This is a genomic window from Massilia yuzhufengensis (assembly GCF_900112225.1).
In the GTDB taxonomy this organism is placed as follows: Bacteria; Pseudomonadota; Gammaproteobacteria; order Burkholderiales; family Burkholderiaceae_D; genus Telluria; species Telluria yuzhufengensis.
This window is the reverse complement of record NZ_FOLD01000045.1, coordinates 15,695-34,623: the sequence shown is the minus strand read 5'-3', so window position 1 is coordinate 34,623 and position 18,929 is coordinate 15,695. Positions and strand designations below refer to the sequence as shown.

At 63.2% G+C, this 18,929-nt stretch carries 22 protein-coding genes and 1 pseudogene; 2 read left to right on the top strand and 21 right to left on the bottom strand.

Translation table 11 applies throughout. From position 1 onward, the window contains the following. Positions 1-313, top strand: a pseudogene (locus tag BM031_RS23760) (IS4 family transposase); the annotation flags it as partial. A 185-nt stretch (positions 314-498) separates the two neighbouring features. Here BM031_RS23760 and BM031_RS23755 read toward each other — a convergent pair. The 5 genes from BM031_RS23755 to BM031_RS23735 form a co-directional block, all read right to left on the bottom strand. After that, on the bottom strand, positions 499-1,407 hold the full coding sequence (locus BM031_RS23755; RefSeq protein WP_091877244.1) for a hypothetical protein: 909 nt from the start codon (positions 1,405-1,407) through the stop codon (positions 499-501). A gap of 192 nt (positions 1,408-1,599) precedes the next feature. After that, complete coding sequence (locus BM031_RS23750) at positions 1,600-4,692, bottom strand: efflux RND transporter permease subunit (protein ID WP_091877242.1); 3,093 nt, start codon at positions 4,690-4,692, stop codon at positions 1,600-1,602. After that, a complete protein-coding gene (locus BM031_RS23745) occupies positions 4,689-5,879 on the bottom strand; it encodes an efflux RND transporter periplasmic adaptor subunit (RefSeq protein ID WP_091877241.1) in 1,191 nt (396 codons plus the stop codon). Before BM031_RS23745 ends, BM031_RS23750 begins: the two co-directional genes overlap by 4 nt. A 107-nt stretch (positions 5,880-5,986) precedes the next feature. Further along, the gene (locus BM031_RS23740) at positions 5,987-7,348 is read right to left on the bottom strand and encodes an ATP-binding protein (protein WP_091877239.1); all 1,362 of its coding nucleotides are present in this window, start codon (positions 7,346-7,348) and stop codon (positions 5,987-5,989) included. Further along, on the bottom strand, positions 7,345-8,073 hold the full coding sequence (locus BM031_RS23735; RefSeq protein WP_091877237.1) for a response regulator: 729 nt from the start codon (positions 8,071-8,073) through the stop codon (positions 7,345-7,347). Before BM031_RS23735 ends, BM031_RS23740 begins: the two co-directional genes overlap by 4 nt. Before the next feature lie 203 nt (positions 8,074-8,276). Here BM031_RS23735 and BM031_RS23730 point away from each other — a divergent pair, with 203 nt between their 5' ends. Further along, a complete protein-coding gene (locus BM031_RS23730) occupies positions 8,277-8,840 on the top strand; it encodes a Spy/CpxP family protein refolding chaperone (RefSeq protein WP_091877235.1) in 564 nt (187 codons plus the stop codon). Between the two features lie 52 nt (positions 8,841-8,892). Here BM031_RS23730 and dsbD read toward each other — a convergent pair whose 3' ends face one another. From dsbD to rpsN, 16 genes are all read right to left on the bottom strand, one after another. Continuing rightward, positions 8,893-10,710: a protein-disulfide reductase DsbD gene (dsbD, locus tag BM031_RS23725; RefSeq protein ID WP_091877233.1), complete on the bottom strand. Its 1,818-nt coding sequence runs from the start codon at positions 10,708-10,710 to the stop codon at positions 8,893-8,895. Between the two features lie 133 nt (positions 10,711-10,843). After that, positions 10,844-11,239, bottom strand: a complete 396-nt coding sequence (gene rplQ, locus BM031_RS23720) for a 50S ribosomal protein L17 (protein ID WP_091877231.1) — start codon at positions 11,237-11,239, stop codon at positions 10,844-10,846. Positions 11,240-11,417: 178 nt separating this feature from the next. After that, positions 11,418-12,395 (bottom strand): DNA-directed RNA polymerase subunit alpha, encoded by a 978-nt coding sequence (locus BM031_RS23715; RefSeq protein WP_091877229.1) that lies wholly within the window; start codon positions 12,393-12,395, stop codon positions 11,418-11,420. Between the two features lie 305 nt (positions 12,396-12,700). Beyond that, positions 12,701-13,324 carry a 30S ribosomal protein S4 gene (gene rpsD, locus BM031_RS23710; protein WP_091877227.1) on the bottom strand — a complete coding sequence of 208 codons (624 nt, stop codon included), beginning with the start codon at positions 13,322-13,324 and terminating at the stop codon, positions 12,701-12,703. A gap of 244 nt (positions 13,325-13,568) precedes the next feature. Next, complete coding sequence (gene rpsK, locus BM031_RS23705; RefSeq protein ID WP_005663404.1) at positions 13,569-13,973, bottom strand: 30S ribosomal protein S11; 405 nt, start codon at positions 13,971-13,973, stop codon at positions 13,569-13,571. A 14-nt stretch (positions 13,974-13,987) separates the two neighbouring features. Further along, positions 13,988-14,353 carry a 30S ribosomal protein S13 gene (rpsM, locus tag BM031_RS23700; RefSeq protein WP_056337616.1) on the bottom strand — a complete coding sequence of 122 codons (366 nt, stop codon included), beginning with the start codon at positions 14,351-14,353 and terminating at the stop codon, positions 13,988-13,990. Between the two features lie 12 nt (positions 14,354-14,365). Further along, positions 14,366-14,479, bottom strand: coding sequence for a 50S ribosomal protein L36 (gene rpmJ / locus BM031_RS23695; protein WP_005663407.1), 114 nt, complete (start codon positions 14,477-14,479; stop codon positions 14,366-14,368). Between the two features lie 36 nt (positions 14,480-14,515). Next, positions 14,516-14,734 carry a translation initiation factor IF-1 gene (gene infA / locus BM031_RS23690; RefSeq protein WP_005663428.1) on the bottom strand — a complete coding sequence of 73 codons (219 nt, stop codon included), beginning with the start codon at positions 14,732-14,734 and terminating at the stop codon, positions 14,516-14,518. 19 nt (positions 14,735-14,753) lie between these two features. Further along, on the bottom strand, positions 14,754-16,088 hold the full coding sequence (secY, locus tag BM031_RS23685) for a preprotein translocase subunit SecY (RefSeq protein WP_091877225.1): 1,335 nt from the start codon (positions 16,086-16,088) through the stop codon (positions 14,754-14,756). Positions 16,089-16,115: 27 nt separating this feature from the next. Further along, positions 16,116-16,547, bottom strand: coding sequence for a 50S ribosomal protein L15 (gene rplO, locus BM031_RS23680; protein ID WP_091877223.1), 432 nt, complete (start codon positions 16,545-16,547; stop codon positions 16,116-16,118). A gap of 26 nt (positions 16,548-16,573) precedes the next feature. Continuing rightward, positions 16,574-16,753 carry a 50S ribosomal protein L30 gene (rpmD, locus tag BM031_RS23675; RefSeq protein ID WP_007875342.1) on the bottom strand — a complete coding sequence of 60 codons (180 nt, stop codon included), beginning with the start codon at positions 16,751-16,753 and terminating at the stop codon, positions 16,574-16,576. Between the two features lie 10 nt (positions 16,754-16,763). Continuing rightward, positions 16,764-17,282 (bottom strand): 30S ribosomal protein S5, encoded by a 519-nt coding sequence (gene rpsE, locus BM031_RS23670; protein WP_036208946.1) that lies wholly within the window; start codon positions 17,280-17,282, stop codon positions 16,764-16,766. 12 nt (positions 17,283-17,294) lie between these two features. Further along, on the bottom strand, positions 17,295-17,657 hold the full coding sequence (gene rplR, locus BM031_RS23665) for a 50S ribosomal protein L18 (RefSeq protein WP_091877221.1): 363 nt from the start codon (positions 17,655-17,657) through the stop codon (positions 17,295-17,297). Between the two features lie 11 nt (positions 17,658-17,668). Beyond that, a complete protein-coding gene (gene rplF / locus BM031_RS23660) occupies positions 17,669-18,202 on the bottom strand; it encodes a 50S ribosomal protein L6 (protein WP_091877219.1) in 534 nt (177 codons plus the stop codon). Between the two features lie 9 nt (positions 18,203-18,211). Continuing rightward, entirely contained in the window at positions 18,212-18,607 is a 396-nt protein-coding gene (gene rpsH / locus BM031_RS23655; RefSeq protein ID WP_091877217.1) for a 30S ribosomal protein S8, read from the bottom strand. 14 nt (positions 18,608-18,621) lie between these two features. Next, a complete protein-coding gene (gene rpsN / locus BM031_RS23650; RefSeq protein ID WP_091877215.1) occupies positions 18,622-18,927 on the bottom strand; it encodes a 30S ribosomal protein S14 in 306 nt (101 codons plus the stop codon). Positions 18,928-18,929: the final 2 nt, after the last annotated feature.

Sequence of the window (18,929 nt, the reverse complement as noted above, 5' to 3'; positions counted from 1 at the left end):
TGGGGTATATCAGGAAATCTGGGGTACGCTCATTGCCTACAACCTAATCCGCCTTGAAATCGCCAAGGCCGCGCTGGCGGTCAAGTGCGAGCCGACCGAGGTGAGCTTCATTCGTGCTTTCCACCTGATCCAGTTCGAACTGCATTGGGCGGGCGTCACTAGGTCGTACGGAAAATTGCCAGCCTCGATGAAACACTTGCGAGAAAGGCTGGTTAGCCTTCTGAAAGACGAACGGCCCGGCCGCAAATGCGACCGGGCCGTCAAGGCAACGCCGAAGCGCTATGCCGTCAGGAAGGTCAAGAAACTACCTTAACTGAACGGCATTAGTGCCGTGGGCACCGTTTTTTATTTGAGTTAGCGGTCTACACACAAAATTAGGCTCCGGCCTGCGCCGGAGCGACGGTTCTTAGGTCAGTTGTGAAAGTGTTAGTACCACCGCGCATAGATCCGTCGTCCCGGCGCAGGCCGGGACCCAATTTTGCATGAGCAGCCGCTGACTCACCGCCACTGCGGCGGCGGCTTATACTCCGCGAACATCTCTTTGAACAAGAACGTCATCAGCGCATCCGTATCCTGCGGCCTCGCACTGAGCTTGACGATCCGTCCCAGCCGGTGCGAATCCCATTCGAAATCGCCGGTCTTTTCCTTGCGGATCAGCTCGATCATCTTCTTGACCACCGCAATCTCGATATCCGGTTCGCTCCCCTGCTCCACCGTCACCGACGTCAGCCAGCGGCGCTGGAAGTTCGGGTTCCAGCCGCGGAACTTCAGGTCCATGCTGTGGAAGGTCTTGTTCGAAATCGAGAACACGCCGCCGCTCTCATTGCGGTCTTCGCGGCCGCGGCCGTTGATGGCGGCGATGTTGGCGCGGGCGTTGCGCAGGCCCTTCGATGCTTCGCTTTCCTCGCCGGCCGGGGCGTCGCTGGTGGTCGCGCCGCGCTGGCGGCGGCGCGCTTCGATGAAGGCCTGCATGTCGACCGGCTGCTCCTGGTCGAACTTCTCCTGCGGCTTGGCTTCCTTCACCGGCTCTTCCGGCGGGGTGGTAATGGTGTCGGGCAGGCGCGCGATCTCGATGCGTTCCTGGATCGGGCGCGGCACCGGCTTGCTGGGCTTGGGCACCGGTTTCGGCGCTTCTTCGCGCGGCGCGGCTTTCGGTTTTTGTTGCAGCGGGGCGACGTAGACCACCTGGCCCTCGTCGCCGGACGCCGGCTTGGCCTGCTTCTCGTCCTTGTCGGGCTGGAACAGCCAGATCGCTACCAGCAGCAGGTGCAGCAGGATGGCGGCGGCCAGCGCCGGGCGGTTCGGTCCCTGGCGCCCATAGGTGAGTACGGCGCGCCCAGGCAGCGCCTGGCCGCAATGGGCACAGACGTCGCTGTGATCGTCGTAGATGTGGGAATGGTCACGCAAGGTCGAACGGGTTCCTGGATCGGCGTCTATCAATACTGCATGAGAGCCGCAGTCTAACCGTTTTGCGGCGGCGGCGCACTTTGGAAGCCCTTAAAGGGAGTACATGTGCGCAACAGAGCTTAGCGAAATGACAGCTTGAACGATGTTACAAGATGTTTCAGGCAGGCGGCATGGAGTCCGCCTGCCGTCCCGTCAATGCGTCGCTTCCAGCTTGGCCAGGTGCTTGTCCGTCATCGGGCCGGTGCCGCTGTACTTGTCGAGGTACAGGTAGATCACCGGGGTGATGTAGAGCGTGATGACCTGCGAGAAGATCAGGCCGCCAACGACGGCCAGGCCGAGCGGCTGGCGCAGCTCGGCGCCGGCGCCGATGCCCAGCGCGATCGGCAGCGCGCCCATCATCGCCGCCAGCGTCGTCATCAGGATCGGGCGGAAGCGCAGGATGCAGGCTTCGCGGATCGCGTCCTGCGGGCTCATGCCCTTGCTGCGCTGGGCGTCGAGCGCGAAGTCGATCATCATGATGGCGTTCTTCTTCACGATACCGATCAGCATCAGGATGCCGATCATGGCAATGAGCGTCAGGTCCATGTCGAACAGCCACAAGGTCAGCAGCGCCCCGACCGCCGCCGATGGCAGGCCGGCCAGGATGGTCAGCGGGTGGATATAGCTCTCATACAGCACGCCGAGCAGCACATAGATCACGCCGATCGCCGCGATGATCAGGATCAGCTGGCTCGACTGGGTGTCCTTGAACACCGCGGCGTCGCCGCCGTAGTTGGTGATGATCGAGGCCGGCAACTTCATGTCGCGGCCCATCTGCTCGATCGCGGCGGTGGCGTCGCCCAGCGGCACGCCAGGGGCCAGGTTGAAGGACAGCGTGATCGCCTGCAGCTGGCCCTGGTGATTCACCGCCAGCGGGCCGACCGTGCGCTTGACGGTGGCGAAGCTCGACAGCTTGACCAGGTCGCCGGACTTGGCCCGCACCGACACCCGCGACAGCGCTTCGTCGTAGTAGCGGTCGGCGGCCGCCGCTTCCAGGATCACGTAGTAGCTGGCCGCGGTCGAATAGATGGTCGAGACCTGGCGCTCGCCGAACGAAGCGTACAGCACGGTGCGGATGTCGGCCATTTCCACGCCCATCAGCGCGGCCTTGTCGCGGTCGATATCGATGGTGGCCTGCAGGGCCTTGTTCTGCGAATCGCTGGTGACGTCGCGGAAGCGCTGGTCGGCGCGCATGCGATTGAGGAATTGCTCGGACCAGCCGCCGATGTCGCCGCCGGAGACGCTCTGCAGCGTGTACTGGTAGCGGCTCTTGCTCTGGCGACCGCCCAGCTGCAGGTTCTGCAGCGGCGCCAGGAACACCTGCACGCCGGCCACGCCGCGCGTGGCCTTGCGCAGTTCGTCCACCACCTGCGGCATCGGCGGGCGCTCGCTGCGCGGCTTGAGCACCATGAACATGCGGCCGGTATTGCCGCCGCCGGTGAACGAGGTCACGTCCTGGACGTAGGGGCTGGCGCGCATGATGTCCAGCACCTGGGCCTGCAGCTTCTGCAGGGCGACCGACGAGGTGTCTTCCGAGGCCTCGACGGTGACGCGGACCTGGCCGATATCTTCTTCAGGGAAGAAACCCTTCGGCATGGCCGAGTACAGCACCGCGGTCAGCACGAAGGTGCCCAGCGCCAGCATCAGCACCAGGAAGCGGTGGCGCAGCGCCACGTCGAGGGTGCGGGCGTAGCCGTCGCGCACGTTGGTGAACATTGCCTCGAAGCGGCGGCCGACCCAGGACATTTCCTTGGGGTCGACATGGCCGCCGTGCTTGATCAGGCGCGAGCACAGCATCGGCACCAGGGTCAGCGATACCACGGCCGAGACCAGCACCGCCAGGCCGACGATCACGGCGAATTCGCGGAACAGCAGGCCGATCACGCCCGGCATGAAGAAGATCGGGATGAACACCGCCACCAGCGAGATCGAAATCGAGATGATGGTGAAGCCCATCTCGCGCGAACCGATGAGTGCGGCCGCCATCGGCTTCTTGCCCATTTCCATGTGGCGCACGATGTTTTCCAGCACCACGATGGCATCGTCGACCACCAGGCCGACCGCCAGCGTGATGCCGAGCAGCGAAATATTGTCCAGGCTATAGCCGAGCGCGTAGAGCAGGGACAGCGCGCCCAGCAGCGAGATCGGCACCGTGACGGCCGGGATCAGGGTGGCGGTCAGGCGGTGCAGGAACAGGAAGATCACCAGGATGACCAGCACAACGGTGCCGGCCAGCGTGAGGTTGACGTCGTGGATCGCTTCGCGGATCGACACCGAGCGGTCGCTCACCAGGTGGATCTTGATCGACTGCGGCAGTTGTTCTTCAAAGCGTGGCATCAGCGCGCGCACCGAATCGACCACCTGCACGGTGTTGGCGTTGGGCTGGCGCTGCAGCATCAGCACGATCGAGCGCTCGCCGTTCAGGCTGCCCGTGGCCTTGACCGACTGGTAGCTGTCCTCGACCTGCGCGATGTCGCGCAGGCGCACCGGCTGGCCGTCGCGGGTAGCGACGATCAGGCCGGCGAAGTCGGTGGCGCGCATCAGCTGGCCGCCGCCCTGGATGGTCAGGGTCTGGCTGGGGCCGTCCAGGATGCCCAGCGGGGTGATCGAATTGGCCGAGCGCAGCGCGGTGGCCAGCTCGGACATCGAGATGTTGCGCGCATTCATGAGGTCATGCTGGGCGCGCACCCGCACCGCGAAGCGCTTGCCGCCATTGACCGTCACCTGGGCCACGCCCGGCAAGGTCGAGATTGCGGGCGACACGAGGTTTTCCGCGTAGTCGTTGAGCTCCGACAAGTCCATCGACGGCGAGGTCATGTGCATGAACAGCACCGGCGCGTCGGCCGGGTTGATCTTGCGGTAGGACGGCAGGTCGGTCATTTCCTGCGGCAGCTGGCGCTGGACCTGCAGCAGCGCGGCCTGCACGTCGACGGCGGCCTGGTTGACGTCGATCGATTCGTCGAACTCCAGCGTGAGCGAGGTATTGCCCTGGGTGCTGGTGGAGCTGATCATCTTGATGCCGGCGATGGTCGCGAACTGCTTTTCCAGCGGCAGCGCGACCGACGAGGCCATGTTGTCCGGGCTGGCGCCGGCCAGGTTGGCATTGACGTTGATGACCGGCGTGTTATAGCTCGGCAGCGCCGCGACCGGGATGTGCATGTAGGCCAGCACGCCGACCAGGACCAGGGCCAGCGACAGCAGCACCACCATCACCGGACGGCGGATACACAGTTCGGACAGGTTCATGCCTTGTCACCCTTCTTCCCCTGCGCCGCAGCGGCGGCCGGCGCGCCGGCCGCGCCTTGCGGCTTGGCGCCGGCCAAGCGGACCTTGCCGCCCGGACGCAGGTTCTGCTTGCCTTCGGTGATGACTTTTTCGGTACCGGCAAGGCCGGTCACGGCAGCATACTCGCCAAACCCGTGCAGGCGCGCCACCTTGACCTGGCGCGCTTCGTTGCCCTCGCCCACCACGTAGACGAAGGTGCCGGCGGTGCCGGTGATGATGGCGTTTTGCGGGATCACGACGGCGTCGCGCAGGGTCTGCACGGTGACGCGGGTGTTCACGTACTGGCCCGGCCAGAGCGCGGTCGCGCTGTTGCCGAACTGGGCTTTCACACGGATGGTGCCGGCGGCCGGATCGACCGCGTTGTCCACGAACTTCAGCTCGCCCGTGACCGGCTTGGCGTCGGCGCCCGACGTGGCCTGGACCGCGACCTTGCCGGCGCGCTGGGCCGCCAGCAGGGAGCCGAGCGCCGATTCCGGCAGGTTGAACGAGACGTCGATCGGGTCGAGCTGGGTGACCGTGGTCAGCGAGGTGGTTGGCTGCACCAGCGCGCCCGGATGGACGTCGATGGCGCCGACCCGGCCCGACATCGGGGCGCGGATGGTGGTGTAGCTGGCGCTGACCTGGCTTGCGCGTGCGGCCGCGGCATTGCTCTGGACGGCGGCTTTGGCCGCATCGACCTGGCTCTTGAGCGAGTCGACGGCGCTCTTGGCGATAAAGTTCTGGGCGGCCAGGTCCTGGCTGCGCTTGTACTGGCGCTCGAGGTCGGCCAGGGTCGCACGGTTCTGCGCCACTTGCGCTTCGGCGCGGGCCACGTTGGCGCGGTCGGCGCGGTCGTCGAGCGAGAACAGCAGCTGCCCTTCCTTGACGAACTGGCCTTCGCGAATGTGCACCTGGCGGATGGTGGCGGTGGTCTGCGGATGCAGGTCGACGGTGCGCACCGGCGTCACGGTGCCGTTGGCGGTCAGCTCGACGCCGACATCCTGGCGGGTCGGCGCGACCACGTTGACGGTGGTCGGCGGCTGCCCGCCCTTGCCGCCCGGGCCACCATTGCCTTCCGCGTGCGCGCCCTCGCCCTTGTTCATGTACCAGGCGCCCGCCACGGCAAGCGCCACGACGGCGGCGATGATTCCCACATTCTTCTTCTTCATAGTCGTCCCTTGCCGCCAGTCCCGGCGGCTCTTCCGTAGTTGTTTGTTGCGCGAAGCAGGCGCGCAAAAGCGGCGCAATATTTTCGCACACCGATGTTTCAGGTTTATTACTTGTTCGGGTAGTACTCCGGCAGCACCAGCGTCACTTCCAGCCCCCCTTCCGGGTGGTTGGCCAGCGCGATGCTGCCGCCATGCTGTTCGGCGATGTTGCGGGCAATCGTCAGGCCCAGGCCGGTGCCGCCCGACTCGCGCGAGCGCGAGGTCTCGACCCGGTAGAAGGGGTCGAACACGCGCGCCAGTTCGCCCGCCGGGATACCGGGGCCACTGTCGCGCACGCGCACGCGCGCCGCGCCGTTTATGCGGTCGACGCAGACGCGCGCGTCGCGGCCATACTTCACGGCGTTGTCGATCAGGTTGCCCAGGCAGCGGCGCAGGTCGAGCGGACGGCCCAGCAGGGCCAGGCCGGCCTGGCCCTTGAGCTCCACCTGCTGGCCGGCATCGACCGCGTCGGCGCACACGGCTTCGAGCAGCGAATCGAGGTCGAGCATGTGCATGTTCTCGGTGGTGTCCATGCTGCGCGCCAGCACCAGGCCTTCGCGCACCATTTCCTGCATTGCCGACAGGTCGCCGATCAGGCGTTCCTGCAGTTCGATATCGGATACCTTTTCCAGGCGCAGGCGCATGCGGGTCAGCGGCGTCTGCAGGTCATGCGTGATCGCCGCCAGCATTTGCGTGCGCTGGAAGATGTACTGGCGGATGCGCGCCTGCATCGCATTGAAGGCGGCACTGGCCTGGCGGATTTCGCTCGCGCCACTGAGGGCGAGCGGCGCGCGGTTGATGTCCTGGCCCAGGTCCTGGGCGGCGCGCGCCAGCACCTTGAGCGGGCGCGTCGTCATGCGCGCCACCACATAGGCGAGCGCGCCGATGCTCACCAGGAACAGGCCGATCACGGTGCGGTAGTCGGTCTCCGGGCCGGTGAAGGCCGAGCGCGGCGGCAGCACCGACAGGCGCAGCTCCTGGCCGTCGCGCAGGCGCACGTTGAGCAATTCGCAGGCGCCGCGCCACTGGGTGCGGATCAGGCCGTAGAGCACGGTCTGTTGGTGCGGCATGTCGCACGAGGCCGGGCGCGTGGCCGCCGAGGTGATGCTGTAGCCGTCGCCCAGGCGCGCCGCCAGCGATCGCGCGAACCAGCTCGCGGCGCTGGCCAGCTGCTGGGGCGCCGCCACTTCCAGGCGCAGGCCGGGACGGTTGGCCACCGACAGGTAGACCGAACGGGCCGAGGTCGGCACGATCTCGGTCGCCATCACCAGTTGTTCGGCGCGTTCCAGCAGGTGCTGGTCGCGCTGCTGTTCGATGACGCGCTGGCGCTCGAGGTCGGCCGCCAGCTGAGTCAGCGTGGCCGAGATCAGGATGCCGAGCAGCAGGGTGATGAACACGCGGCCGGTCATCGAACCAAGGAAAGCCTTCACGCCGGCGGCTCCACGGTGACCTGGCCGGCCAGCACGTAGCCGCCGTTGCGCACGGTCTTGATGATCTGCGGCATGCGCGCGTCTTCGCCCAGCTTCTGGCGCAGGCGGCTGATCTGGATGTCGATCGAGCGGTCGAACGGGTCGGCGTCGCGGCCCTGGGTGAGGTTGAGCAGCTGGTCGCGGTTGAGCACGCGGTTCGGGTGCTCCAGGAACACGCGCAGCAGGCGGAACTCGGCGCCCGACAGCATGATCACCACGCCTTGCGGGTTGAGCAGGTGGCGCGCGGTCAGGTCCAGGGTCCAGCCCGAGAAACGCATCTGCTGCACGTTCTCGGACGGCGTGTTGGACGGCATCGCATGCGAGCGGCGCAGCACGCTGCGGATGCGCGCCAGCAGCTCGCGCGGCTCGAAGGGCTTCGGCAGGTAGTCGTCGGCGCCCATTTCCAGGCCCAGGATGCGGTCGAGCGGCTCGTTGCGGGCGGTCAGCATGATGACCGGCAGGCTGGAGGTGGCGCGCAGCTTGCGGCACAGGGTCAGGCCGTCGTCGCCCGGCATGTTAAGGTCGAGCACGATCAGGTCGGGGCGCGCATCGTCGAGCGCCTTCCACATGCCGGTGCCGTCGGCGGCCGCCAGCGTGCGGTAGCCGTTCGATTCGAGGTAATCGGCGAGCAGGCTGCGGATATCGCGGTCGTCATCGACGATCAAAATCGTAGTGGGATTGTCCATAAGCGCAATTATCCGTATCTGGGAGGGGCATGGACAGGCGTTTTGTATCGGCATGTATAAGCCGATACGCGCGAAACATATTGATACAAAGTATCGCACAGGGGAAATCCCACGGTTACAGTTTCTGCCCATGATGGGAACCGTGCAGCGAGCAGTCCGGATGCGAAGTGCACACCCAACCGACTCTTACACAAGGATAGACCATGAACACCCTCCGCAAGAACATTGTTGTCGTGCTGGCCGCATTCGGTATCGCAGGCGCCTCGATCGGCGTTCAGGCCCAGAACCAGGGCCCGGCGGAAGGCCGCCACGGCCACGCCATGAGCAAGGAACAGCGCCAGGCCAAGCGCGCCGAATTCGCCGCCCTGAGCCCGGAACAGCGCCAGGCGAAAATGGCCGAGTTCAAGGCCAAGCGCATGGAACGCCAGGCGGCCAGCCAGGCCAGACTGCAGGAAGCGCTGAAGCTGACCCCGGCCCAGCAGCCGGTGTGGCAGGCCTTCGTCGCCAGCATGACGCCGCCGCAACGCGGCGATCGCGCCGGCCAGCGCCTGGACAAGGAGCAGCGCGCCGCCCTCACCGCGCCGCAGCGCCTGGAACGCCGCATCGCCATGCAGAAACAGCGCACCGCCCGCATGGAAGCACGCCTGTCGGCCCTGAACAGCCTGTATGCGGCCCTCACGCCGGAACAGCGCAAGGTGTTCGACGAGCAAAAGCAGGGGCGTCGCGGTGGGCGCCATCATGGCGGCCACGGCATGATGCGCGGCTGATCGGTTCTTGACGTGACAAAGGCGCCCGCGGGCGCCTTTTTTTCGATTCAACTCACGGCAGCTTGGCCAGCGAGCGCAGGAATTTCGACGGATCCTGGTAGCCGATCACGCGGCTGTCCTCGATCTCTTTCCCGCTGCGATCGAACAGGATGATTCCCGGCGGCCCGAACAGCCCGAACCGTTTCAGCATCGCCTTGTCCGCCGCATCGTTGGCCGTCACATCGACCTGCAGCAGCACCGTATCGGCCAGCTTGGCCTGCACCGCCGGATCGACGAAGGTCAGCTTCTCCATTTCCTTGCACGACACGCACCAGTCCGCATAGAAGTCCAGCATCACCGTCTTGCCGCCGCTATTGGCCAGCTCGCGGTCGAGGTCCTCCACCGTCTTGATGCGCTTGAACGCCAGCTCTCGGTGGGCCCCACCGGTCAGGTGGGCCAGCGGCGCCAGCGCGTCGCGTCCTCCGCTGGCCGCGCCCACCAGCTGCATCGCCCCGAGCACCGCGAACACCCCGCCTGCCGCCATCGCCGCCCAGTGGCGATGCTTGCGCAGGAGGTAGGCGCCATAGCCGAGCAGCAGCGCGGCCCAGCCCACCATCTGCAGCACCGGCGGCAGCACGGGCGAGACCAGCCACAGCGCCATCGCCAGCATCAGCACGCCGAACAGGCGCTTGACCGATTCCATCCAGGCGCCCGCACGCGGCAGCAGCGAGCCGGCCGAGACGCCCACCAGCAGCAGCGGAATGCTCATGCCCACCGCCATTGCAAACAGCGCCGCGCCGCCAATGAACACGTCGCGGGTCTGGCTGATGTAGACCAGCGCACCAGCCAGCGGCGCGGCCACGCAGGGGCCCACGATCAGGGCCGAGATGGCGCCCATGGCGAATACCCCGGCAAGCTTGCCGCCGCGCTGGCGGCCGGATGCGCCGGCCAGGCGCGTCTGCAGCGCGGCCGGCAACTGCAGTTCATAGAAGCCGAACATCGACATCGCCATGGCGACGATCAGCAACGCAAAGGCGCCCAGCACCCACGGGTTTTGCAGGGCAGCGGCCAGGCCTTCGCCCGCCAGGCCGGCAGCGACACCCAGCGCCGTGTAGACGATCGCCATCCCCAGCGCATAGGTCACCGACAGCAGCAGGCCGCGCATGCGCGAGACGCCCTGCCCTTCGCCGACGATGATCGAGGACAGGATCGGCACCATCGGCAGCACGCAGGGCGTGAAGGCCAGGCCCAGGCCGAGCAGGACGAAGGCGGGAATGATCACCAGCAGGCGGCCGCCGCCGAGGATGGCGGCGATGCCGGCCAGGTCGGATGGCTGCGCGGCGGCAGGGGCCTGTACCGGCGTGGAAGGGGCGGCGTTCATCCCCGGCGAGGACGACGAGGGTGCGTTGGCGACGATCGGCAGCGCCGGGCTGGCTGCGCCGCCGCCAGGGGACAGCGACGCCGTGTGTTCCTGCGGCGGATAGCACAGGCCCGCGTCGGCGCAGCCCTGGCTGGTCGCAATCAAGGTAAATGGCCCGCTGCCCTCGACCGGGATGCGGATCACCAGTTCGCCCTTGTGGGTCTCGACATCCTTCTCGAAGGTGGCGTCGTACTTTACCTTGCCGGGCGGGATCACTGGAGCGCCAAGCTGCGCACCGGTCGCGCGGAAGGCGAAGCGCTCGCGGTACATGTAGTAGCCGTCGGCGATCTGGTAGCGCAGCTCGACCGTTTGCGGGTCGGCCATGCGCGCCTCGAAGCGGAAGGCAATGGCAGGGTCGAGGAACTCTTCCGCGGCGTGGGCGCCCCCGGTGGTCAAAAGCAGCAGCGCCGCGAACAGCGTCGTACAGGCGTGCGCGAGGGCGCGGTGGAAGCGTCGGATCGAAAAGGGCATGGAGTGAGGTCAGTAGTTGCAGCGCACCGGCATGGTACACCGGCCTTCCCAAGTCCGTGCAACGGGGTCGTGATGCACGGGCGAAAAAAAACCAGGCACGAGGCCTGGTTCTTTTCAGTCATCGCAGAAGCGATTACTCAGCGGTCGGAGCGTCGTCAGCCGAGGTGACTTCTGGACGGTCCAGCAGTTCGACATACGCCATTGGCGCGTTGTCGCCCACGCGGAAACCCATTTTCAGGATGCGCAGGTAGCCGCCGTTACGGTTGGCGTAACGTGGGCCCAGTTCAGCGAACAGCTTCAGGACCATTTCGCGGTCGCGCAGGCGAGCGAAGGCCAGGCGCTTGTTTGCCAGGGTGTCGGTCTTGCCCAGGGTCAGGATCGGCTCGATGACGCGGCGCAGTTCCTTCGCTTTTGGCACGGTGGTCTTGATGGCTTCATGACGCAGCAGGGAGACGGTCATGTTGCGCAGCATTGCCAGGCGGTGGGACGAGGTACGGTTCAGCTTACGGAGGCCGTGACGGTGACGCATGGTGATTCCTTTCGAGTGTTTAAGTTCCAGTTCTTCGATCGTTCATGTTTGAGCATGCCCGCGGACCGGTTCAATTGGTTTATTTACTACGCTTTTATCATCCAAAAAGGATCTGGCTTTGCCAGTCCTTTTTGGCTGCTCCCACCCGAAAGTAGGCTTGTACTTTCGGGTGAATTCTTTACTTTTCGAGGCCGGCAGGCGGCCAGTTTTCCAGCTTCATGCCCAGGGTCAGGCCGCGCGAAGCCAGGACTTCCTTGATTTCGTTGAGCGACTTGCGGCCCAGGTTTGGCGTCTTGAGCAGTTCGTTTTCCGAACGCTGGATCAGGTCGCCGATGTAGTAGATGTTTTCTGCTTTCAGGCAGTTTGCCGAACGCACGGTCAGTTCGAGGTCGTCGACTGGACGCAGCAGGATCGGATCGACCAGCGGAGCACGCGATGGCACTTCGGCGGCGGCTTCGGTGCCTTCCAGGGCAGCGAACACGTTCAGCTGGTCCACCAGGACGCGGGCCGACTGGCGGATCGCTTCTTCCGGGGTGATGACGCCGTTGGTCTCGATGTTGATGATCAGCTTGTCCAGGTCGGTACGCTGTTCGACACGTGCCGATTCCACTGCGTACGACACGCGGCGCACTGGCGAGAACGACGCGTCCAGGATGATGCGGCCGATGGTCTTGTTGGTGTCTTCCGACAGGCGGCGCACGTTGCCAGGAACGTAGCCACGGCCCTTCTCGACCTTGATCTGCATGTCCAGCTTGCCACCGGCGGTCAGGTGGGCGATCACGTGATCCGGGTTGATCAGTTCGACGTCATGCGGCAGGTCGATGTCCGATGCCAGGACGGCGCCTTCGCCTTCCTTCTTCAGGGTCAGGGTGACGGAGTCGCGGTTGTGGACTTTGAAGACCACGCCCTTCAGGTTCAGCAGCAGGTCGACGACGTCTTCCTGGACGCCATCGAGCGACGAGTATTCGTGCACGACACCCGCGATGGTGACTTCGGTCGGCGCGTAGCCGATCATCGACGACAGCAGGACGCGGCGCAGTGCGTTGCCCAGGGTGTGGCCATAACCACGTTCGAACGGCTCCATCACGACTTTTGCGTGGCCAGGGCCAATTGCTTCGACATCGATGATACGTGGCTTCAACAGACTGTTTTGCATGAAATGTCCTTTTCAATACCCTCGGTTCGTTACACCGATAAGGCTGATGGCATTAATAATAAAGCGCCTGCTCGACGAGCAGGCGGTGAGGCGAATGTGGTGAACGACGGTGTGGAGGAACGTGGATTCTTGCGAATCGCGTGTTCGTTGCGAGGCCAAGCCTGGCTTGCTGCGCTCGCACTACCCCACCGTCGTTCCGGCGGAGGCCGGAACCCAAGTTTGCGACTAAGCCGCGAAACTTGGATCCCGGCCTTCGCCGGGACGACTGCCCAAGAGCCGGCTGACGCCGTCTCTGTCGCAGTCGATTAACGCGAGTACAGTTCGACGATCAGCGCTTCGTTGACGTCAGCAGCGATTTCGTTACGTTCTGGGAACGAACGGAAGGTGCCTTCCATCTTCTTGCTGTCGACCGAGACCCAGCTCGGCATGCCGACTTGTTCAGCCAGCGACAGGGCTTCAGCGATACGCACTTGCTTCTTGGCTTTTTCACGAACAGCGATCACGTCGCCGGTCTTGACCTGGTACGAAGCGATGTTCACGACCTGGCCATTGACGGTGAAGGCCTTGTGGCTCACCAGCTGGCGCGCTTCAGCGCGGGTCGAGCCGAAGCCCATGCGGTAAGCGACGTTGTCGAGACGCGCTTCCAGCAGCTTCAGCAGGGTTTCGCCGGTGTTGCCTTTTTTACGCGATGCGTCGGCGAAGTAGCGGCGGAACTGGCGTTCCAGGATGCCGTACATGCGCTTGACCTTCTGCTTTTCACGCAGCTGGTTGCCGTAGTCCGAGGTGCGGGCACCCGACTTGACGCCGTGCTGGCCTGGCTTGATGTCCAGTTTGCACTTCGAGTCGAGCGAGCGGCGTGCGCTCTTGAGGAACAGGTCAGTGCCTTCACGGCGCGACAGTTTTGCTTTTGGTCCGATATAACGTGCCACGTTAGATACCTTTAATAATTAATCACGCCCCAGAGATGCCATGCACCCAGGCGCTAGTCCGACCCGTTAACGAGCGGACGTGGCTTAAAAACACCTGCACGCAAGATGCGACAGGCGACAAGAGCCGGGCAGTATAACCCATTTCTAGGCACTGCACCGGCTAATGGGGCAATACACAACGGGGCACGCGGCCCCGTTCGTCGGCTTTTCGCCACAACCAGCAGCCCGAGGGCTGCCGACTGCTTTAGATACGACGACGCTTCGGCGGACGGCAGCCGTTGTGCGGAACTGGCGTCACGTCCTGGATCTCGGTGATCTTGATACCGAGGTTGTTCAGTGCGCGGACAGCCGATTCACGACCAGGACCTGGGCCCTTGATACGGACTTCCAGGTTCTTCACGCCCGACTCTTGAGCAACCTTGCCTGCGGCTTCGGCAGCAACCTGAGCTGCGAACGGGGTCGATTTGCGCGAACCCTTGAAGCCGGCGCCGCCGGAGGTTGCCCACGACAGGGCATTGCCCTGGCGATCGGTGATCGTGATGATCGTGTTGTTGAAGGACGCATGCACGTGGGCGATGCCCTCGGCAACGTTCTTCTTGACTTTCTTGCGCACGCGGGCTGCTGCTGCGCTGCTCTGTTGCTTGGCCATGGTCGGTTCCTAGATTATTTCTTGAGCGATTGAGCGGCCTTGCGCGGGCCCTTACGGGTACGAGCATTGGTGCGGGTACGTTGACCGCGCACTGGCAGACCCTTACGGTGACGCATGCCGCGGTAGCAGCCCAGATCCATCAGACGCTTGATGTTCATGGACAGTTCGCGGCGCAGATCGCCTTCCACGACAAACTTCGCGACTTCGTCACGCAGCTTCTCGAGTTCGTTATCGTCGAGGTCCTTGACCTTCTTGTTGGTCGCGATACCAGTCGCGTCGCAAATCTTCTGCGAGCGTGGACGGCCAACACCGTAGATCGCCGTCAGGCCGATAACAGTGTGCTGATGATTTGGGATGTTAACCCCTGCAATACGTGCCATTCGTTATTCCTCTTAACCTTGACGCTGCTTGTGACGCGGTTCGACGCAGATCACACGGACCACGCCCTTGCGCTTGATGATCTTGCAGTTGCGGCAGATCCGCTTGACTGAAGCGTTAACTTTCATTTTGCACTCTCTTCGGTTCGTTTACTTTAATGATTTTTACTTGGTGCGGAACACAATGCGGGCCCGGGACAGGTCATACGGAGTCAACTCCACCGTTACCTTGTCGCCCGGGAGAATGCGGATGTAATTCATGCGCATTTTACCCGAGATATGCCCCAGTACCACGTGCCCGTTTTCCAGCTTCACGCGAAATGTTGCGTTCGGGAGATTCTCGAGAATCTCCCCTTGCATTTGGATGACGTCGTCTTTTGCCATTCGCTCTATGCTTTCCCGCTTAACGCGACGGAATACCGCCCTTGAAGTTCGCCTTCCGCAACAGTGATTCATATTGTTGCGACATGACGTAATTCTGCACCTGTGCCATGAAGTCCATCGTCACGACGACAACGATGAGGAGCGACGTACCGCCGAAGTAGAAGGGAACCTTCCAGCGGGCAGTCATAAACTCCGGCACCAGGCACACCAGGGTGATGTAGACCGCGCCGGCCAGGGTCAGGCGCATCAGGATCTTGTCGATGTAGCGTGCGGTCTGCTCGCCCGGACGGATGCCCGGTACAAACGCGCCACTCTTCTTCAAGTTGTCCGCCGTTTCCTTGCTGTTAAATACCAGCGCCGTGTAGAAGAAGCAGAAGAACACGATCGCCACCGCATACAGCAACGCGTGGATCGGCTCGCCTGGTGCCATCGACGCTGCGAGGTCCTTCAGGAACCCGATAACGGGACCCGAAGCATCCTTGCCGCGCGTGAACCAGTCGACGATCGTCGCCGGGAACAGGATGATCGACGAAGCGAAGATCGGTGGGATCACGCCTGCCATGTTCAGCTTCAAGGGCAGGTGGCTGGTTTGGCCACCATAGATCTTGTTGCCGACCTGACGTTTCGCGTAATTCACCAGGATCTTGCGCTGTCCGCGTTCAACGAACACCACACCCCAGGTCACACCGGCCACCAACACCACGATCAGGATCGCGGAGAAGCTGCCGATCGAACCATTCGAGATCAGGGTGGCCAGGCCGCCCAGAGCCGAAGGCAGACCTGCTGCGATACCGGCAAAAATGATGATCGAAATACCGTTGCCAAGACCACGCTCGGTGATTTGCTCGCCCAGCCACATGAGGAACATGGTGCCGGTCAGGAGCGTCGTCACCGTGACGAAGCGGAAGCCCATGCCCGGATCGAGCACGAGGCCAGGCTGCGCTTCGAGCGCAACCGCGATGCCGAACGCCTGGAACAGCGCCAGTGCCACCGTGAAGTAACGGGTGTACTGGGTGATCTTGCGGCGGCCGGACTCGCCCTCTTTTTTCAGCGCCTCGAGTTGCGGCGACACGATCGATGCGAGCTGCATGATGATCGAAGCCGAAATGTAAGGCATGATGCCGAGGGCGAACACGGTAAAGCGGGACAACGCGCCACCCGAGAACATGTTGAACATGCCCAGGATGCCGCCTTCGTTCTGCTTGAACAGCGCTGCCAGCTGCACCGGATCAATCCCCGGAACGGGGATATGAGCGCCGATGCGGTATACGACCAATGCTCCAAGCAAAAACCACAGCCGGCCCCACGGGAAGCCGGAAGCAGCGCTTTTACCAAGTTGTGAATTAGTCGCCAATTTTTGCTCCGATCAGGCGGGTCGCAATTAAGCGACCGAACCGCCAGCTGCTTCGATCGCCGCTTTCGCGCCGGCCGAGACCTTCAGGCCCTTGAGGTTCACCGCCTTGGTGACCTCGCCCGACAGGATGACGCGCACGTCGCGCGCCAGCACCGACAGGATACCTGCCTGCTTGAGCACCATGATGTCGACATCGCCGACAGCCAGGTTGTTCAGGTCCGACAGGCGAACTTCCGCCTTGAAAGTCGCGTTCAGCGACTTGAAGCCACGCTTCGGCAGACGACGCTGCAGAGGCATCTGGCCGCCTTCGAAGCCGACTTTGTGGAAGCCGCCCGAACGCGATTTCTGACCCTTGTGACCACGACCGGCAGTCTTGCCCAGGCCGGAGCCGATACCGCGGCCGACGCGACGCTTGTAGTGCTTGGCGCCGTCAGCTGGTTGAATGGTATTGAGTTCCATTGATTTCTCCGTTCGCAAGCCGAGGCTTACGAAACAACTTTCACGAGGTACGAGACTTTGTTGATCATGCCACGCACGGACGGGGTGTCCTGCAGCTCGGAAACCGAGTTGACACGACGCAGACCCAGGCCGCGCACGGTGGCACGGTGATCCTGACGGGTACCGATCAGGCCCTTGACGAGCTGAACTTTAATGGTGTTTGCCATGTTTTTCCCCTTAACCCAGGATGTCTTCAACCGACTTGCCGCGCTTGGCGGCGATGTCGGAAGCAGTGCTCATTTTCGACAGGCCGTCGAGGGTTGCGCGAACCAGGTTGTACGGGTTCGACGACCCGGTCGACTTGGCGACCACGTCGGTCACGCCCATCACCTCGAAGATAGCGCGCATTGCGCCACCAGCGATGACGCCGGTACCAGGCTTGGCTGGCGACATCATGACGCGCGAGGCGCCGTGACGACCGGTGACGGTGTGGTGCAGGGTACCGTTCTTGAGGGGCACCTTGATCAGGTTGCGGCGGGCTTCTTCCATCGCTTTTTGCACGCCGACTGGAACTTCCTTCGACTTGCCTTTACCCATGCCGATGCGGCCATCGCCGTCACCGACAACGGTCAGCGCTGCAAAACCCATGATACGACCACCCTTGACCACTTTGGTCACGCGGTTGATCGCGATCATTTTCTCGCGCATGCCATCATCCGGCTTGTCGCTTGCCATTTTCGCTTGCATTTTTGCCATGACGATTCTTCCTTAGAACTTCAGACCGGCTTCACGCGCGGCTTCCGCCAGCGCCTTCACACGGCCGTGGTAACGGAAACCCGAGCGATCGAACGCAACTTCGGTGATTCCTGCTTTCAGTGCTTTTTCAGCGACGCGCTTGCCAACCAGGGCAGCTGCTGCAGCGTTGCCGCCCACACCAGTTTTGCCGGCCAGTTCAGCACGCACTTCAGCTTCCAGCGTCGAAGCCGACACCAGCACCTTTGCGTCCGGGCTGATCAGGTTCGCATAGATGTGCAGGTTGGTGCGGTGAACCGACAGACGGTTCACGCCAAGCTGGGCGATCTTGATGCGAGTTTGACGTCCGCGACGCAGACGCGATTGTTTCTTGTCCATGTCAGCTCCGATTATTTCTTCTTGGTTTCTTTAAGCTTCACCACTTCGTCCGAATAACGGACACCCTTGCCTTTGTAAGGCTCAGGCGAGCGGTAAGCGCGCACTTCGGCAGCCACTTGGCCGACCTTTTGACGATCGATACCCTTGATCAGGATTTCGGTCGGGGTCGGGGTGACAGCAGTGACGCCTTCCGGCATCGCGTGCAGCACCGGGTGCGAGAAGCCCAGGGACAGGTTCAGGGCGTTGCCCTGCACTGCTGCCTTGTAGCCCACGCCGACCAGGTTCAGCTTCTTCTCGAAGCCCTTGGTCACGCCGGTCACCATGTTGTTGACCAGGGCGCGCAGGGTGCCCGACATGGCGTTCGATTCACGGGAATCGTCCACCACGTCGAAAGTCAGCGTGCCATCTTTGTTTTCTACTTTGACCTGGCCGTTCAGGGCCTGGGTCAGGGTGCCCAGCGGGCCCTTGACGGTGATCGACGACGCGTTGATCGCGACATCGGTACCGGCAGGGACGGCGATTGGCATCTTAGCTACTCGAGACATGTCTACTCCTTAAGCCACGTAGCACAGCACTTCGCCACCGACACCGGTAGCACGTGCTTTGCGATCAGTCATCACGCCCTGTGGGGTCGAGACGATTGCCACGCCCAGGCCATTCATGACCGTTGGGATCTCGTCTTTGCCTTTGTAGACGCGCAGGCCAGGACGGGACACGCGCTCGATGCGCTCGATGACCGGACGGCCGGTGTAATACTTCAAACCGATTTTCAGTTCCGCCTTGCCACCTTCGGTGGACACGGCGAAATCTTCAATGTAACCCTCGTCCTTCAGGACGTTGGCAATGGCAACCTTGACTTTCGACGACGGCATTGCGACCGTGGTCTTCTGTACACCTTGTGCGTTGCGAATGCGGGTCAGCATATCGGCGATAGGATCGCTCATACTCATTGCTTATTCTCCTATTACCAGCTGGCTTTGGTCATACCAGGAATTTCGCCCTTCATGGCGAATTCGCGGACTTTGGTACGGGCAAGACCGAATTTACGGAAAGTGCCACGTGGACGGCCGGTGATGGCGCAGCGGTTACGCTGGCGGGTCGGCGCCGAGTTACGTGGCAGTGCCTGCAGCTTCAGGCGTGCTTCGTATTGCTCTTCTTCCGACTTCGACTGGTCGTTGATGATCGCTTTCAGAGCTGCACGCTTTGCGGCGAATTTCTCCACCAGGTCTGCACGCTTCTGTTCGCGGTTAATCAGTGCAAGTTTTGCCATGC

What these genes read in the sequence shown, in the direction of transcription:
- rpmD (WP_007875342.1), bottom strand. Translation starts at nt 16,753, where the DNA reads ATGGCAAACACCATTAAAGTTCAGCTCGTCAAGGGCCTGATCGGTACC.
- rplQ (WP_091877231.1), bottom strand. Translation starts at nt 11,239, where the DNA reads ATGCGTCACCGTCACGGCCTCCGTAAGCTGAACCGTACCTCGTCCCAC.
- BM031_RS23745 (WP_091877241.1), bottom strand. Translation starts at nt 5,879, where the DNA reads ATGAAGAAGAAGAATGTGGGAATCATCGCCGCCGTCGTGGCGCTTGCC.
- dsbD (WP_091877233.1), bottom strand. Translation starts at nt 10,710, where the DNA reads ATGCCCTTTTCGATCCGACGCTTCCACCGCGCCCTCGCGCACGCCTGT.
- BM031_RS23730 (WP_091877235.1), top strand. Translation starts at nt 8,277, where the DNA reads ATGAACACCCTCCGCAAGAACATTGTTGTCGTGCTGGCCGCATTCGGT.
- rpsK (WP_005663404.1), bottom strand. Translation starts at nt 13,973, where the DNA reads ATGGCCAAGCAACAGAGCAGCGCAGCAGCAGCCCGCGTGCGCAAGAAA.
- BM031_RS23715 (WP_091877229.1), bottom strand. Translation starts at nt 12,395, where the DNA reads ATGCAAAACAGTCTGTTGAAGCCACGTATCATCGATGTCGAAGCAATT.
- rplR (WP_091877221.1), bottom strand. Translation starts at nt 17,657, where the DNA reads ATGGACAAGAAACAATCGCGTCTGCGTCGCGGACGTCAAACTCGCATC.
- rpsH (WP_091877217.1), bottom strand. Translation starts at nt 18,607, where the DNA reads ATGAGTATGAGCGATCCTATCGCCGATATGCTGACCCGCATTCGCAAC.
- rplO (WP_091877223.1), bottom strand. Translation starts at nt 16,547, where the DNA reads ATGGAACTCAATACCATTCAACCAGCTGACGGCGCCAAGCACTACAAG.
- rpsN (WP_091877215.1), bottom strand. Translation starts at nt 18,927, where the DNA reads ATGGCAAAACTTGCACTGATTAACCGCGAACAGAAGCGTGCAGACCTG.
- BM031_RS23735 (WP_091877237.1), bottom strand. Translation starts at nt 8,073, where the DNA reads ATGGACAATCCCACTACGATTTTGATCGTCGATGACGACCGCGATATC.
- rpsM (WP_056337616.1), bottom strand. Translation starts at nt 14,353, where the DNA reads ATGGCACGTATTGCAGGGGTTAACATCCCAAATCATCAGCACACTGTT.
- rpmJ (WP_005663407.1), bottom strand. Translation starts at nt 14,479, where the DNA reads ATGAAAGTTAACGCTTCAGTCAAGCGGATCTGCCGCAACTGCAAGATC.
- rplF (WP_091877219.1), bottom strand. Translation starts at nt 18,202, where the DNA reads ATGTCTCGAGTAGCTAAGATGCCAATCGCCGTCCCTGCCGGTACCGAT.
- infA (WP_005663428.1), bottom strand. Translation starts at nt 14,734, where the DNA reads ATGGCAAAAGACGACGTCATCCAAATGCAAGGGGAGATTCTCGAGAAT.
- BM031_RS23750 (WP_091877242.1), bottom strand. Translation starts at nt 4,692, where the DNA reads ATGAACCTGTCCGAACTGTGTATCCGCCGTCCGGTGATGGTGGTGCTG.
- rpsE (WP_036208946.1), bottom strand. Translation starts at nt 17,282, where the DNA reads ATGGCAAAAATGCAAGCGAAAATGGCAAGCGACAAGCCGGATGATGGC.